Raw genomic sequence first — 13,983 nt, 5'->3', positions numbered from 1 at the left:
ACAAGGGGTTCGGCGACCCTTATCGACATCGAGTCTAATAAGTGCCGCGCACCGGCGGCCACCACGGGAAACGCGGGAGGCCCCACCGGTCTCCCGGCGGGGCCTCCTCGAACTCGTCCGCGCGGGCGCCGGCTTGACGTCAGACCGCCATCGCCAGCATCAGCGGCGCCGCCCGGGCCGCCAGCAGCTCGGCGGCCGCCTTCAACTTGTGGACGCTGTCCGCCGGCATCGAGGTGGCCAGGCAGCCGACCGTACTGCCCGCCGTGATCGGCACCGCCGCGCACACCGTGCCCAGCGCGTACTCCTGAATGTCCAGCACCGGCACCGTGGCCGGCTGCCGCTCCAAGCGGTGCATCAGCTGGTCGGCGTCGGTGACGGTGCGGGAGGTGAGCCGGGCGACCGGGTGCCGGGAGAGGTGGTCCCGCCGGGCGTCCGCGTCCAGCTGGCCGAGCAGGCACTTGCCGATCGCGCTGGCGTGCGCGGTGGCCCGGAAGTCCACCCACTCCTGCACGGCCGGCGCGTAGTCGGCGGCCGAGACCGCCTCCACCGACAACTCGCCGTCGTGGTAACGGCTGAAGTACACGGCGGCGCCCAGCTCGTCCCGGAGTTCGGCGAGCTTGCGGTTGAGCCGGGCCTTCACCAGCTGCTCCCGGTTGTGCTGGCCGAGCAGGGCGAAGGTGCCGCCCAGCAGCCAACCGCCGTCCTGGCACTGGAGATAGCCCTCGACCTCCAGGATCTCGGCGAGCCGACGCACGGTGGGCAGCCCGAGCGAGGTCTCCCGGGCGAGGGCCACCAGGGTGGCACCGTCGGGGTGGCGGTCGACCGCCTCCAGCAGTCTGAGGGCGTGCTGGAGGGAGGTGAACGAGCCCGCAGGGCCCTGGTCCAAAGCGGCGTGACGACCCGGGGCTGGTGTCGACATGTCGTCCCCTTCCGATGTCCCCCCACGGAGCGACCGCGGGCACCCACCAGCCTATCGACCCGGCGGCTCCGACGGCTGCCGTCCGTGCAGATCCGTGGACAATCCGTGGCGCCCCACCGCCCGACCTGGGACGACGCGGCGGGCCCCGCCCCCACGGCCCAGGGGGGAGGGGCCCGCCCGCGGGGCCGCCGGGTGCGGGCCCGGCGGCCGTGGGGACGGTGGTGCGGATGGTGGGCCGGCCCGCCGCCGGCGCTCAGCCCTCGTCGCCCGCCCGCAGGGTGGTGACGGCGGCGGCCAGCCGGGCGCCGAACTCCTCGTCCGCGGCGCGGAAGTGGGCGAGGTTGCGCTCCACCACGTCGTCCCGCGAGACCTGCGCCAGAGAGCCCGCGAGGTTGTCGATCAGACGGGACTTCTCGCCTGCCGACATCAGCCGGTACAGCTCGCCGGCCTGGAAGAAGTCGTCGTCCTTGGTGTGCGCCGGGGTGGCGCAGCTGCCGGTGTGCCCCGCCACCTCGACCGGCGCGGACAGCGCGTCGCCGGTCTGGGCCGGCCCGCCGTACGAGTTGGGCTCGTAGTTCCTGCCGCGACCGGCGCCGTTGACCGCCATCAGGCCGTCCCGGCCGTAGTTGGCGGCCTCGGTGGCGCGCGGGGCGTTCACCGGCAGCTGGGTGTGATTGACGCCGAGGCGGTAGCGCTGGGCGTCCGCGTAGGCGAACAGGCGGCCCTGGAGCATCTTGTCCGGGGACGGGCCGATGCCGGGCACGAAGTTGTTCGGCGAGAACGCGGCCTGCTCGACCTCGGCGAAGACGTTCTCCGGGTTCCTGTTGAGGACCAGGCGGCCGACCTTGACCAGCGGGTAGTCGGCGTGCGGCCAGACCTTGGTGAGGTCGAAGGGGTTGAAGCGGTAGCCCGCGGCGTCGGCGACCGGCATCAGCTGGACGTGGAGGGTCCAGGACGGGAACACCCCGCGCTCGATGGCCTGGTGGAGGTCGCGCTGGTGCGAGTCGGCGTCGCCGCCGACGACCTCGGCGGCCTGGCCGCCGTCCAGGCAGCGGATGCCCTGGTTGGTCCTGAAGTGGTACTTCACCCAGTAGGCGTCACCGTCGGCGTTGACCCACTGGTAGGTGTGGGAGCCGTAGCCGTTCATGTGGCGGTACGAGGCCGGGATGCCGCGGTCGCCGAACAGCCAGGTGATCTGGTGGGTCGAGGCCGGCGAGTGGGACCAGAAGTCCCAGACGTTGTCCGCCTCCTGCACACCGGTGTACGGGTCGCGCTTCTGCGAGTGGATGAAGTCCGGGAACTTGACCGGGTCCTTGATGAAGAACACCGGCGTGTCGTTGCCGACGAGGTCGTAATTGCCCTCCTCGGTATAGAACTTCACCGCGAAGCCGCGCGGGTCGCGCACCGCGTCGCCGGAGCCCAGGTTGCCGGCCACGGTGGAGAAGCGCAGGAAGACCTCGGTGCGCCTGCCGACCTCGGAGAGGAAGCCCGCCCGGGTGTACCGCGCGACCTCGTCGGTGACCTCGAAGTAGCCGTACGCGCCGGAGCCGCGGGCGTGCACGACCCGCTCCGGGATCCGTTCGCGGTTGAACCGGGCCAGTTTCTCCAGCAGTTGCTGGTCCTGGATCAGCAGCGGGCCGTACGCGCCGGCCGAGGCCGAGTTCTGGTTGTCGGCGACCGGGGCGCCGGACTCCGTGGTCAGGATCTTGGGCATGGAGGGTCCTTCGGGTGTCGATAAGGGCGGTGCGCGCAGGGATGGGTGACGCATCGTCAGATCCCGCCCCGGACGGGTTCCACGGGTTCCGGGGCGAGAGGTCCGACGGATCGTCAGCCGCCGAACAGGCTCCGGACGACGGTCGCGGCCGTCACCGGGTCGGCCGCGGGGCGGGCGGCGGTCAGCGCGGCGGCCTCCTCGGCGGCAACACCGGCCCCGGTGAGGGCCGCGACGGCCTCGGCGGCCGGGAGGGCGTTGAACCAGCGCAGCGCGAGGGCCGCGCGGCCGGCCCCGGTGAGGCGGCCGGTGAGCCGGAGGCGGGCCAGGCCGCCGTCCGGGTGGACGTTGATGCGCACGTGGGTCACCGGGCGGCCGGTGTCGAGCCGGAAGCGGTGCCGGGTGTCGGGCTGGAGCCTTGTGCGGGGCAGGAGTTCGAACCACTCGCCGTCGGCCGGGTCCGCCCCGGTCGAGGCGTCGAAGCCGATCAGGTCGGCCCAGCCGGGGGCATTGGCGACGAAGCAGGAGGTGTCCACTTCGGCGGCCAGGACCTCACCGCCCCCGGCCAGGGCGATCTGCACCCAGTCGTTGGCCTTGTCGCGCCGACGCCGGGTCTCCCAGCCGTCGCCCATGACGGAGGCACGGCCGGGAGCGTTCAGGTTGTGCGGGGAGGAGAAGTAGCGGTCGGACGCCGCCTCGGCCACACCGCCGTACTCCTGGGCGGCCAGGTCGAAGGTGAGGCCGTCCAGTTCGCGCGGGTCGGGCAGCACCTCGCCGTGCACCCGCAGCCGGGCGACGCCGCCGTCCGGGAAGATGTTCAGCCGCACATGGGTGAAGCGGGTGCCGTCCGCGACGGCGAACTCGTGGGCGGTGTCGCCGCTCAGCGCGGTGCGCGGCACGATCGTGCTCCACTCGGCGCCCCGGAGTTCCTCGGGCGAGGGGTGGCCGGGGACGGACGCGGCCTCGACCGAGGCGGACTCCGGGTAGTTGCCGGTGAAGTGGGCGGTGTCCACGATCACGCCGTGGACCACCCCGGCGACGCCGAGCCGCACGATCGTCCAGTCGTGGTCCTCGTCGGTGGGGTGCGGCTGCTCGGCGGAGACCCCGCGGCGGCGCTTGGACTCCCAGCCGTCCATGATCTGGCCCTTGTGGCCGAAGGTGTGCGGGCGGAACTCGGCCGGCTTGGCGACCAGCAGGTTCTCGGCGTCCGCGAAGGTGTCCTCGTTGGTGGCGACGACGCCCGCGCCGAGCAGTCGGGAGGCCAGGTTGACCAGCTCGGTGAAGGGAGCACTCGGGGTGTCGGCAGTGGTCACTGACTCTCCTTTAGGCGCGTACGGACGGGGTGGTGGTGGGACGGGATCGGGGCCGGGCGAGCTGCCGGCCGAAGGGGCGGGCCGCGGGGTCCACCTCGCGGCCGCGCAGCCAGGTGGTGCGCACCGCGCCGGTGAGGCTCCGGCCGGCGTAGGGGGTCACCGGGTTGCGGTGGTGCAGCCCGCTCGCCCGGACGGCGAACCCGCCCTCGGGGTCGAAGGCGACCAGGTCCGCGTCGTGACCGGCGGCGATGGCGCCCTTGGTGCCGGTGAGGCCGACCAGTTCGGCCGGTCCGGCGGACATCCAGCGCACCACGTCGGACAGGGTGCGGCCGCGGCGGCGGGCCTCGGTCCAGACGGCCGGCAGGCCGAGCTGGAGCGAGGCGATGCCGCCCCAGGCGGCCGCGAAGTCGCCGCTGCCGCCGTACTCGGGCAGCAGCTTGAGGTCGGGGGTGGACGGCGAGTGGTCGGAGACGACGGCGATGAACTCGCCGTTCGCCAGGGCCTCCCAGAGCGCGTCCCGGTTGGACTCGTCGCGGATCGGCGGACAGCACTTGAAGGCGGTGTCGCCGTCCGGCACCTGCTCGGCCGCGAGCGTCAGGTAGTGCGGACAGGTCTCGGCGGTCACCCGTACGCCGTCCTCGCGGGCCTGCCTCAGCAGCGGCAGGACGGCGGCGGAGGAGACGTGCAGGACATGCACCCGGGCGCCGGTGCGCCGGGCCGCGTCGAGCAGCCGGGCGACCGCCGCGGTCTCCGCGGCGGCGGGCCGGGAGGCCAGGAAGTCCCGGTAGTGGACGCCGGGTTGCTGCGGGGCGGCGGCGAGCACGGCCGGGTCCTCGGCGTGGATGATCGCCAGTGCCCCGATCCGGGCCTGCTCCGCCAGCGCCGCCTCCAGGTCCGCGGCCTCGACGTACGGGAACTCGTCCACTCCGGAGGGGGCGAGGAAGCTCTTGAAGCCGAACACGCCCTCCCGGTGCAGCGGTTCGAGGTCGGCGACGTTGCCGGGGACGGCGCCGCCCCAGAAGCCGAGGTCGACCCAGGCCTGGCCTTCGGCGGTCTTCCGCTTGAGCGCCAGCCCCGCCACCGTGGTGGTGGGCGGGATCGAGTTGAGCGGCATGTCGATGATCGTGGTGACGCCGCCGGCCGCGGCGGCCCGGGTGGCGGTGGCGAAGCCCTCCCACTCGGTGCGGCCGGGCTCGTTGACGTGCACGTGGGTGTCGACCAGGCCGGGCAGCAGGGCGGTGTCGCCGAGGTCGACGAGCTCGCCCCCGTCGGCCGCCAGCGAACCGTGCGGGGCCGTGCGGGCGATCGTCCCGCCCTGGATCAGCACGTCCGCGGGGCGCTCGCCGTCGGGCAGGACCGCCCGGCGGGAGCGGATCACCGTGGGCTGGCCGAAAGGCATGGGGACCTCCGAAACCTGGGAGTCGAGGGTGGTGGAGCAGGGTGGAGGCGAAGGATTGCCGGGAGCCTAGGCCCGCCTTCAACAAAACGTCAATGGTCGGACGTCCGGGGCCCGGGCCCGCGGGACGGTCCGGTACGTGCCGGGGTTCAGCCCGGCAGCAGCGCGCCGGCCAGCCTCTCCCCCGCGAGTTCGGCCAGCTCGCCGGCCCTGGTCATGCTCTCCCCCGGCCGCTCGGCCAGGTCGGTCAGGGCGATCGCGGCGGTGAAACCGGCGGCCCGCCACTCGGGCTCGGAGAGCTCCAGCCGGCCCGCCACGGCGGCCACCCGAACCCCCGCCCGGGCGGCCGCGGCGGCGACTCCGGCGGGGGCCTTGCCGTGGAGCGTCTGCGCGTCCAGGCAGCCCTCACCGGTCACGACGAGGCGTGCCCCACGCACGGCCCCGTCGAAACCCAGCAGGTCGAGCAGCAGCTCGATGCCCGGGCGCACGGTGGCGCCGAGCAGGGCCAGGGCGGCGAAGCCCACCCCGCCCGCGGCGCCGGCACCGGGCGCCTCCCGGAGGTCCCGCCCGGTGGCCTCGGCCACCAGGTCGGCGAACCGGGTCAGCCCCTCCTCCAGCACCACCAGGTCCTTGCCGTCGGCGCCCTTCTGCGGGCCGTAGACGGCCGGGGCGCCGCGCGGGCCGAGCAGCGGGTTGTCCACGTCGCAGGCCACCACGACCTCGACCCCGCCCAGGGCCTCGGCCAGCGGGCCGAGGTCGATCTCCGCGAGCCGGCGCAACGCGGCGCCGCCGGGCGGCAGTTCGACGCCGGCGGCGTCGAGCAGCCGTACCCCGAGCGCCTGCACCATGCCGGCGCCGCCGTCCGTACCGGCACTGCCGCCCAGGCCCAGCACGATCCGCTCGACGCCGAGCGACACCGCCCTGGCGATCAACTGGCCGACCCCGTAGGACCCGGCCGTGAGCGGCGCGGCGCGGCCGCCGGGCAGCCGGGCGAGGCCGGAGGCCTGCGCCAGCTCGACCACGGCGGTGTCGTCCCGGACGGCCAGCGCGGCGTCCACCGGCAGGCCGGTCGGGCCGGCCACCTTGGCCGGGACCCGGCTGAACCCGGCCGCGAGCGCGGCGGCCAGGGTGCCCTCGCCGCCGTCGGCGACGGGCAGTTCGCGCACCTCGGTGCCGGGCGCGGCACGCCGGATGCCGGCGGCGATCCGGGCCGCCGCCTCGGCGCCCTCCAGGCTGCCCTTGAACTTGTCGGGGGCGACGACCACATGGCCCTGGTGGGGGATGGCGGGCATGGCGCGGTCCTCGCTTCCGTACGGTCTGGCGGTGGCTCTGCGGTGTGCGTCCAGCATGGGCCCGGAGAATCCTGGGGGGCCAGTGGCCGGGCCGGGGCGGCCGGCGGGCCACCCGGCGGCGGGCCACCCGGCGGGGGGCCGACCGGGGCGATCCGGGGGGCATCAGCCCGGAGGGGCGGTCCGGAGAGGGGTCCGGAAGGGGCGGTCCTGAGGGGCCGTCCGGAGGGGCGGTCCTGAGGGGTGCGCCCCCTCCCCGCCGTCTCCCCCGTCCCGCTTCCGACGTTCGGGGGGGCTCCCCTCGGCGGGGAGGAGGCCTGGCGGCGCGTACCGGGCACGACCGAAGTGCCCCCAGGGGGACGTACGCGTCACCGGCTCGGAGCGACCGGCGGGCGGGCGGATGAGCCCCGGCCCGCACGCCGGCCGGGCCTGGCCTCCTGGCGGCGCGGGCACGACCGGAATGGGTACACGCCGCCAGGAGGAGCTCGGGCCGGGGGCTCCGCGAGGGAGCCCCCGGGGATCAGGGCCGGTCGGACCCGCCCTGTGCGGCCCCGCGCCCGGAGAGCCGCTCGACGCCGCGCAGGAGCGCCGAGTGGTCGAGCGAGCCGTCGCCGTTGGCCCGGGCGGAGGCGACCAGCTGGGCCACCACGGCGCCGACCGGCAGCGCGGCGCCCACGGCGCGGGCGGCGTCGGTGACGATGCCCATGTCCTTGTGGTGCAGGTCGATCCGGAAACCGGGGGCGAACTCGCGGTTCAGCATGTTCGCCTTCTTGCGGTTGAGCACCGTGGAGCCGGCCAGGCCGCCGCCGAGCACGTCCAGCGCGGCCGCCAGGTCGACACCGGCGTTCTCCAGGAACACGACGGCCTCGGCGAGCACCTGGATGTTGACCGCGACGATCAGCTGGTTGGCGGCCTTGACGGTCTGGCCGGCGCCGGCCGGGCCGACGTGGACGACCGTGGTGCCCAGCGCGTCGAACAGCGGCCTGGCCTCGGCGAAGTCCTCGGCGGCGCCGCCGACCATGATCGACAGGACGGCCTCGACGGCGCCCGCCTCGCCGCCGGAGACGGGGGCGTCCAGGGTGCGGACGCCCTTCTCCCTGGCGGCGGCCTCGACCTTGATCGAGGTCTGCGGGGTGATCGAGGACATGTCGATCACCAGCGTGCCGGGCGCGGCGTTCTCCAGCACCCCGCCCTCGCCCAGGACGACCTGCTCGACCTGCGGGTCGGCCGGGACCATGGTGATGACCACCTCGGCGCCCTTCACCGCGTCCGCGATGCTGGTGGCACCGTGGCCGCCGGCCGCGACCAGGGCGTCGATCGGCGGCCGGGTGAGGTTGAAGCCGGTGACGTGGTGGCCGGCCCTGACCAGGTTGGCGGCCATCGGGCTGCCCATGATGCCGAGGCCGATGAAGGCGATCTTGCGGCTCATCGCGTCGAGTTCCTTACGTGTGCGGGTGGGAGGTCGGGTGGGTCGGCGGCGAGGCCCGGCGAGGCCCGGCGACGCCGCGTGGGTCGGCGGCACACGGCTCGGCGGCGCGCACGTCGGCGGCACACGGCGCGGCGGCGCTCATCGGCTCCGCCGCGCGGCTTCGGCTACCCGACGGCGCGCAGCTCGCGCGGCAGCCACCCGAAGCTGTCGGCGCTGACGCCGGTGGAGGGGCGGTACTCCAGGCCGATCGAACCGCGGTAGCCCGCGGCCGTGAGCCTGGCGAAGAGGTCCTCGAAGTCCAGGTCGCCGGTGCCGGGCTCGTTGCGGCCCGGGTGGTCGGCGATCTGCACGTGGCCGATCCGGTCGGCGTACGCGTCGATGACCGCCGGCAGGTCCTCGCCGTTCCTGGCCAGGTGGTACAGGTCGCAGAGGAACCTGGCGTTCCCGAGGCCGGTGGCGGTGTTGACCTTGTCGACGACCTCGACGGCGGCGGCGGCCGAGACCAGCGGGTAGTGCGGCGACTCGTCCTTGTTCAGGGCCTCGACGAGCAGGATCGCGCCGATCCCGTGCGCGGCCCGCGCGGCGAGCACCAGGTGCTCCAGTGCGAGCGCGTCCTGCTCGACCGGGTCGACGCCCTCGGCCCGGTTGCCGTACAGCGCGTTGAGCGCGGTGGCGCCGAGCGAGGCGGCGAGCTCCGCGGCGACCGGGAGGTTGGCGCGGAAGCGGTCCCGCTCGGACGGCACCGAGACGGTGCCGCGGGCGCCCAGGCTCAGGTCGTCCAGGAGGTTCAGGCCGGTGAGCCGTACGCCGGCGTCGGTGAACGCCTTGCGCAGCGCGTCCAGTTCGGCCTGCGAGGGGTCGTGGCCCGCCCCGAAGGGCCACCACAGTTCGGCGGCCGTGAAGCCGGCCGCGGCGGCCGCGGCGGGGCGCTCCAGGAGCGGCAGTTCGCCGAACAGGATCGACAGGTTGACCGTGAAGCCGTGCTGGGCTGCCGCCGTCACGTCGCTCACCTCGCTTCTCTCTTCCTTCATCCACAACTTCCACGATGCGGAAGAGGGATTCTGTGTGGTGGAAGCATCTCCGGCCCGCCGAGCGAGTGTCAAGGGAGTCGCAACACTTTGTTGAAGCCGCCTCGCGGCCGTGCCGCCCCCGGGGCCGGACTGTTCGATCACCCGGACCCTGCCCGCCCGTACCCCCGCTCGCTACAGTGACCCCGTGCGATTGATGGTGGAGTTCACGACAGAACCGTTCGAACTGGACACGTTCCCGGAGCACGCCGCGGCGGCCCGCAAGGTCGTCGACGAGGCCGGCCTGGCCGTGTCGGTCGGCCCCTTCGGCACCGGCGCCGAGGGCGGGGCCGAGCAGGTCCTCGCGGCGGTGACCAAGCTGCTCAGGGAGACCCTGGACGCCGGGGCGACCCGGATCTCGGTCCAGGTCAGCGTGCTGGGCGAGGAGGACGGTACGCCGTGACCGAGAACGTGGAACACCCGCTCGCCGCGGCGGTGAAGCCGCTGCTGGCCGCGGTCGGCGCGACGCCCGTCCCCCTGGACGAGGCGAAGCCCGACGACGTGGTCCTGGAGTGGGAGGGCGTCCCGGCCCTGGCCGTCCGACTGCCCCACCTGGGCAGCGCGCTGGACCGGCTGCTCACCGAGATGACCCGCCAGTTCGACGGCCGCCCGCTGGCCGAGCTCGACCGGCTGGAGAAGCAGCGGGTCGTCGCCCTGCTGGAGGAGCGCGGCGCCTTCACCGTCCGCCACGGCGTGGAGACCGTCGCCTCCGCCCTGGGCGTCAGCCGCTTCACCGTGTACAACTACCTGAACCGCCAGGACGGCGCGAAGCCCTCCTGACGGCCCGGCTCGACGCCCCGGATCGACGGCCCGGATCGACACCCCGGCTCGACACCCCGGTTCGACGCCCCGGTTCGACGCCCTCCGGGGCATGTGCGGGCCCCCGCCCCGGGGGCTTCCGAACGGGTGACCCCGCCGGCACGGCAGGAGTGGATCGGCCTGCGGCGGGGCACACTTGGCGAATCGCACACGAAAGGGCCCGGCATCGCGGCCCGGTTCAAAACGTAACCACCAACAGTTCAACAAAGTGTTGACGGCCGGGTGGGGTCGATCTAGCTTTTCCGGGTGGCACCACTCTTCAGGAGGTCCACCCGTGACCAACCACCCCCACGCCCTTGACGCCCTGGCCGCGGCCGATGCCGCGGAACTGGAAGAGATCCTGCTGGAGGTGTGCTCCAGCCCCCACTGGGCCGCCGCGGTCGCCGCGGCCGGGCCGTGGTCCGACCGCGAGGCCCTGCTCGCCGCCAACGCGGCGGCCATGGCGTCACTGACGACCGAGGACCTGCGCGACGCGATGGCCGGACACGCCCGGATCGGCACGCCCGTGGCGGGCGACGCCACCTCCGAGCGCGAACAGGCCGGGATCCGGGGCGTGGACCGGGCGGTCCTCGACGAACTGCGCGAGGCCAACGCCGCCTACGAGGCCAAGTTCGGCCACGTGTTCCTGATCTGCGCGACCGGCCGCACCGCGGTCGGCATGCTCGCCGCCCTGCGCGAGCGCCTCCCCAGCGACGCCGCCGCCGAGGCGGAGACCGTCCGCGAGGAGCTGCGCAAGATCAACGACATCCGGCTCGACCGCCTGCTCGACACTTTCTGACATATCGTCACATGCTGTCGCACCGAACCCTCCGGGGAATCCCACCGGGAATCTGACGCATCATCATCTCTGCCATCAGTAAGGCCACTTCACCCATGACCGGCATCTCCACCCACGTGCTCGACACCAGCCTCGGCCGACCGGCCGAAGGCGTCCCGGTCGAGCTCGCACTGCACACCGAGGGTGGCTGGCAGGTGCTCGGCACCTCCGCCACGGACTCCGACGGCCGGGTCGCGGACCTGCCGGCCGTGGAGGCGGGCTCGGTCGTCCGGCTGCTCTTCGGCACCGGCGCGTACCACGCGCTCAAGTCCGCCGAACCGCCGTTCTTCCCCGAGGTCTCGATCGTCTTCACGGTCGCGCCCGAACAGCACCACTACCACGTGCCGCTGCTGCTCAACCCGTTCGGATACTCGGTCTACCGCGGAAGCTAGTGGACCGACCTTGAAAAGCTTAGGAGCCACGTCATGGCCCACGTGCTCGGCCAGAACCAGTACGGCAAGGCGGAGAACCGCATCGTCCGGATCCACCGCGACTCCTCCCGGCACGAGATCAAGGACCTGAACGTCTCGGTCTCGCTCCGCGGCGAGTTCGAGGACGTCCACCTCACCGGGTCCAACGCCAACTGCCTCCCCACCGACACCACCAAGAACACCGTCTACGCCTTCGCCAAGGAGCACGGCATCGAGTCGGCCGAGGCGTTCGGCGTCCTCCTGGCACGCCACTTCGTCGACGACACCGAGCGCGGCGTCGTGCACAGCGCCCGGATCCGGATCGAGGAGTACGCCTGGGACCGGATCAGAACGCCGGACAGCTCGGCCCGCTTCATCGGCTCGGAGGAAGTGGGCCACTCCTTCGTCCGCAGCGGCCAGGAGGTCCGCACCAGCGAGATCGTCTACGACGGGGAGTCCGTCCAGGTCGTCTCCGGCCTGAAGGACCTCGTCGTCATGAACTCCACCAACTCCGAGTTCTGGGGCTACATCAAGGACGACTACACCACTCTCCAGGAAGCGTACGACCGCATCCTCGCCACCCAGGTCACCGCCCGCTGGAAGTTCGGCTACAGCGGGAAGGACGGCGAGGCCCAGCCCCACTGGAACCGCTCCTACACCCAGGTGAGGCGGCACCTGCTGGAGGCCTTCGCCGAGACCTACTCCTACTCGCTGCAGCAGACCCTGCACGCGATGGGCACCCGGGTCCTCAACAACCGCGCCGAGGTGGACGAGGTCCGCCTCGAACTGCCGAACAAGCACCACTTCCTGGTCGACCTGGAACCGTTCGGCCTCAAGAACGACAACGAGGTCTACTTCGCCGCGGACCGCATGTACGGCCTGATCGAGGGCACCGTGCACCGCGAGGGCGTCGTCCCGGTCATCCCGGTCGCCTGACCTCCCCCACCCGGTGGACGCCGCCCGGAAATCGCCGCACCCTCCGGCCCCCACGGACCGGTCGGGTACGGGCGGACCGCTCCATCCACGGCAACCGCTCCCGCGGTTCCACCCGCACCAGCCGTTCGACCCGCACCAGCCGCTCCATCCGCTCCAGCGGTTCTGTCCGCACCAGCGGTTCCGTCCGCACCAGCGGTTTCTCCACCCCCACCCCCACCCACCGGAGTTCGTGCCTGCCTCGCGGCGGCCGGCCCGGGGCACTGGAGAGGCCGGCCGAGGGATCCTTGCACCGCCGTCCCGTCCTCGGTCACATCAGCACCAGCCGCACTCCAGCGCCACGGGCGCGCCGGGAGCCACGGGCACAAGAGGGGCTCGACATGGCACCCAGCAGCACCAGCAGTACAGACGGCGGTTCCACCTCGGCGGGAACGCACGGCCCGGACGGCGCGGCGGACCACCTCCCCGGCGGGCCGCCCCGGCCCGGGACCCACCCCGTGGACGAGATGCTGCCCCCGGTGAAGCTGTTCTCCACCGGACTGCAGCACGTCGCCGCGATGTACGCGGGAGTCGTCGCACCCCCGCTCATCGTCGGCGCCGGCGTCGGGCTCTCCCCCGCCGAACTCGCCCTGCTCATCTCGGCCAGCCTGTTCACCGCCGGACTGGCCACCCTCCTCCAGACGCTCGGCATCTGGCGGATCGGCGCGCGGCTGCCGTTCGTGAACGGCGTCTCCTTCGCCGGGGTCGCGCCCATGATCGCCATAGCGAAGGGCTCCATCGAGAAGACGGGGGGACCGAAGGACGCCCTCCCCGTGATCTTCGGAGCGGTGATCGTCGCGGGGCTGCTGTGCTTCCTCGCGGCGCCGTACTTCTGCAAGCTCATCCGGTTCTTCCCCCCGGTCGTCCAGGGCACCGTGATCACCCTCATCGGGGTGTCCCTGCTTCCGGTGGCGGTCAACTGGGCGCGCGGCGGCTCGCCGGGCGCCCCCGGGTACGGCTCCACCCGGGCCGTCGGCCTCGCCGCGATCACCCTCGTCGCGGTGGTGCTCTGCAACCGGCTGCTGCGCGGTTTCTGGCAGCAGCTGTCCCTGCTCATCGGTCTGGCGCTTGGCACCCTGATCGCCTTCCCGCTGGGGCTGGCCGACTTCGGCGCGGTCCGGGACGCGAAGGTCTTCGCGCTCCCCTCGCCGTTCCACTTCGGCGCGCCCCTGTTCGACGCCGCCGCGATCGTCTCGATGTGCATCGTCATGGTGGTCGCGATGACCGAGTCCACCGCCGACATGCTCGCCCTCGGCAGGATCGTCGATCGCGAGGCCGACGAACCCACCCTCGCCGCCGGCCTGCGGGCCGACGGTCTGGCCACCGCGCTCAGTCCCGTCCTCAACGGCTTCGCCGCCAGCGCCTTCGCCCAGAACATCGGGCTGGTGGCGCTGACGAAGATCCGCAGCCGCTTCGTGGTCGCGGCCGGCGGAGGCATCCTGGTCCTGCTGGGGCTGTTCCCCGTGCTGGGCTCGGTCGTCTCCCTGGTTCCGCAGCCCGTCCTCGGCGGCGCCGGGATCGTGCTCTTCGGCACGGTCGCGGCCAGCGGCATCCGCACCCTCGCGGAGGCCGGCATGGAGTCCGGCTCGCACACCATCCTGGTGTCGGTCTCGCTCGGTGTCGGCATCATCCCGATCGCCGTGCCGACGTTCTACGACTCCTTCCCGGAAGCCGTCCGGACCCTGATGCACTCGGGGATCTCGGCCGGCTGCGTGATGGCCGTCCTGCTCAACCTGCTCTTCCACCACGTCGGAGCCGCCCGCCGGTCCGGGTCCGGCCAGGCCCCCGGCGCGACGGTACCGACCGTACCGACGGCGACACCGTCCTGACCGGCCCGGGAG

General features: G+C 73.3%; 13 protein-coding genes. 6 read left to right on the top strand and 7 right to left on the bottom strand.

Going from position 1 to position 13,983, the window contains the following annotated elements; translation table 11 throughout:
- Nucleotides 1-139: 139 nt before the first annotated feature.
- From ACFVVA_RS02955 to ACFVVA_RS02925, 7 genes are all read right to left on the bottom strand, one after another.
- Complete coding sequence (locus ACFVVA_RS02955; protein ID WP_387685077.1) at nt 140-919, bottom strand: IclR family transcriptional regulator; 780 nt, start codon at nt 917-919, stop codon at nt 140-142.
- Between the two features lie 253 nt (nt 920-1,172).
- Nucleotides 1,173-2,633: a catalase gene (locus tag ACFVVA_RS02950; protein ID WP_387685075.1), complete on the bottom strand. Its 1,461-nt coding sequence runs from the start codon at nt 2,631-2,633 to the stop codon at nt 1,173-1,175.
- A 113-nt stretch (nt 2,634-2,746) separates the two neighbouring features.
- Nucleotides 2,747-3,943: an allantoicase gene (gene alc, locus ACFVVA_RS02945; RefSeq protein ID WP_387685074.1), complete on the bottom strand. Its 1,197-nt coding sequence runs from the start codon at nt 3,941-3,943 to the stop codon at nt 2,747-2,749.
- A gap of 10 nt (nt 3,944-3,953) precedes the next feature.
- Entirely contained in the window at nt 3,954-5,342 is a 1,389-nt protein-coding gene (gene allB / locus ACFVVA_RS02940; RefSeq protein WP_387685072.1) for an allantoinase AllB, read from the bottom strand.
- A 146-nt stretch (nt 5,343-5,488) separates the two neighbouring features.
- Nucleotides 5,489-6,631 (bottom strand): glycerate kinase, encoded by a 1,143-nt coding sequence (locus ACFVVA_RS02935; protein ID WP_387685070.1) that lies wholly within the window; start codon nt 6,629-6,631, stop codon nt 5,489-5,491.
- A gap of 517 nt (nt 6,632-7,148) precedes the next feature.
- Nucleotides 7,149-8,057: a 2-hydroxy-3-oxopropionate reductase gene (locus tag ACFVVA_RS02930; protein WP_387685068.1), complete on the bottom strand. Its 909-nt coding sequence runs from the start codon at nt 8,055-8,057 to the stop codon at nt 7,149-7,151.
- 164 nt (nt 8,058-8,221) lie between these two features.
- Nucleotides 8,222-9,088: a TIM barrel protein gene (locus ACFVVA_RS02925; RefSeq protein ID WP_387685066.1), complete on the bottom strand. Its 867-nt coding sequence runs from the start codon at nt 9,086-9,088 to the stop codon at nt 8,222-8,224.
- Between the two features lie 184 nt (nt 9,089-9,272).
- Between ACFVVA_RS02925 and ACFVVA_RS02920 the strand changes: the two genes are divergently transcribed.
- The 6 genes from ACFVVA_RS02920 (at nt 9,273) to ACFVVA_RS02895 (ending at nt 13,971) form a co-directional block, all read left to right on the top strand.
- Nucleotides 9,273-9,527: a thiamine-binding protein gene (locus ACFVVA_RS02920; protein WP_359911788.1), complete on the top strand. Its 255-nt coding sequence runs from the start codon at nt 9,273-9,275 to the stop codon at nt 9,525-9,527.
- Nucleotides 9,524-9,904: a helix-turn-helix domain-containing protein gene (locus tag ACFVVA_RS02915; protein WP_359911791.1), complete on the top strand. Its 381-nt coding sequence runs from the start codon at nt 9,524-9,526 to the stop codon at nt 9,902-9,904. The genes ACFVVA_RS02920 and ACFVVA_RS02915 overlap by 4 nt, the downstream gene beginning before the upstream one ends.
- Nucleotides 9,905-10,217: 313 nt before the next feature.
- On the top strand, nt 10,218-10,721 hold the full coding sequence (gene uraD, locus ACFVVA_RS02910) for a 2-oxo-4-hydroxy-4-carboxy-5-ureidoimidazoline decarboxylase (protein WP_387685064.1): 504 nt from the start codon (nt 10,218-10,220) through the stop codon (nt 10,719-10,721).
- Between the two features lie 95 nt (nt 10,722-10,816).
- The gene (uraH, locus tag ACFVVA_RS02905; RefSeq protein ID WP_359911797.1) at nt 10,817-11,152 is read left to right on the top strand and encodes a hydroxyisourate hydrolase; all 336 of its coding nucleotides are present in this window, start codon (nt 10,817-10,819) and stop codon (nt 11,150-11,152) included.
- A gap of 33 nt (nt 11,153-11,185) precedes the next feature.
- Nucleotides 11,186-12,106 carry a factor-independent urate hydroxylase gene (pucL, locus tag ACFVVA_RS02900; RefSeq protein ID WP_387685061.1) on the top strand — a complete coding sequence of 307 codons (921 nt, stop codon included), beginning with the start codon at nt 11,186-11,188 and terminating at the stop codon, nt 12,104-12,106.
- A gap of 377 nt (nt 12,107-12,483) precedes the next feature.
- Nucleotides 12,484-13,971 (top strand): nucleobase:cation symporter-2 family protein, encoded by a 1,488-nt coding sequence (locus ACFVVA_RS02895; RefSeq protein WP_387685059.1) that lies wholly within the window; start codon nt 12,484-12,486, stop codon nt 13,969-13,971.
- Nucleotides 13,972-13,983: the final 12 nt, after the last annotated feature.

Origin of the sequence: Kitasatospora sp. NPDC058048 (genome assembly GCF_042885555.1) — a bacterium.
Classification (GTDB): Bacteria; Actinomycetota; Actinomycetes; order Streptomycetales; family Streptomycetaceae; genus Kitasatospora; species Kitasatospora lactacystinica.
The sequence above is the reverse complement of the archived record's forward strand: the minus strand, read 5'-3'. Positions and strand labels throughout refer to the sequence as shown.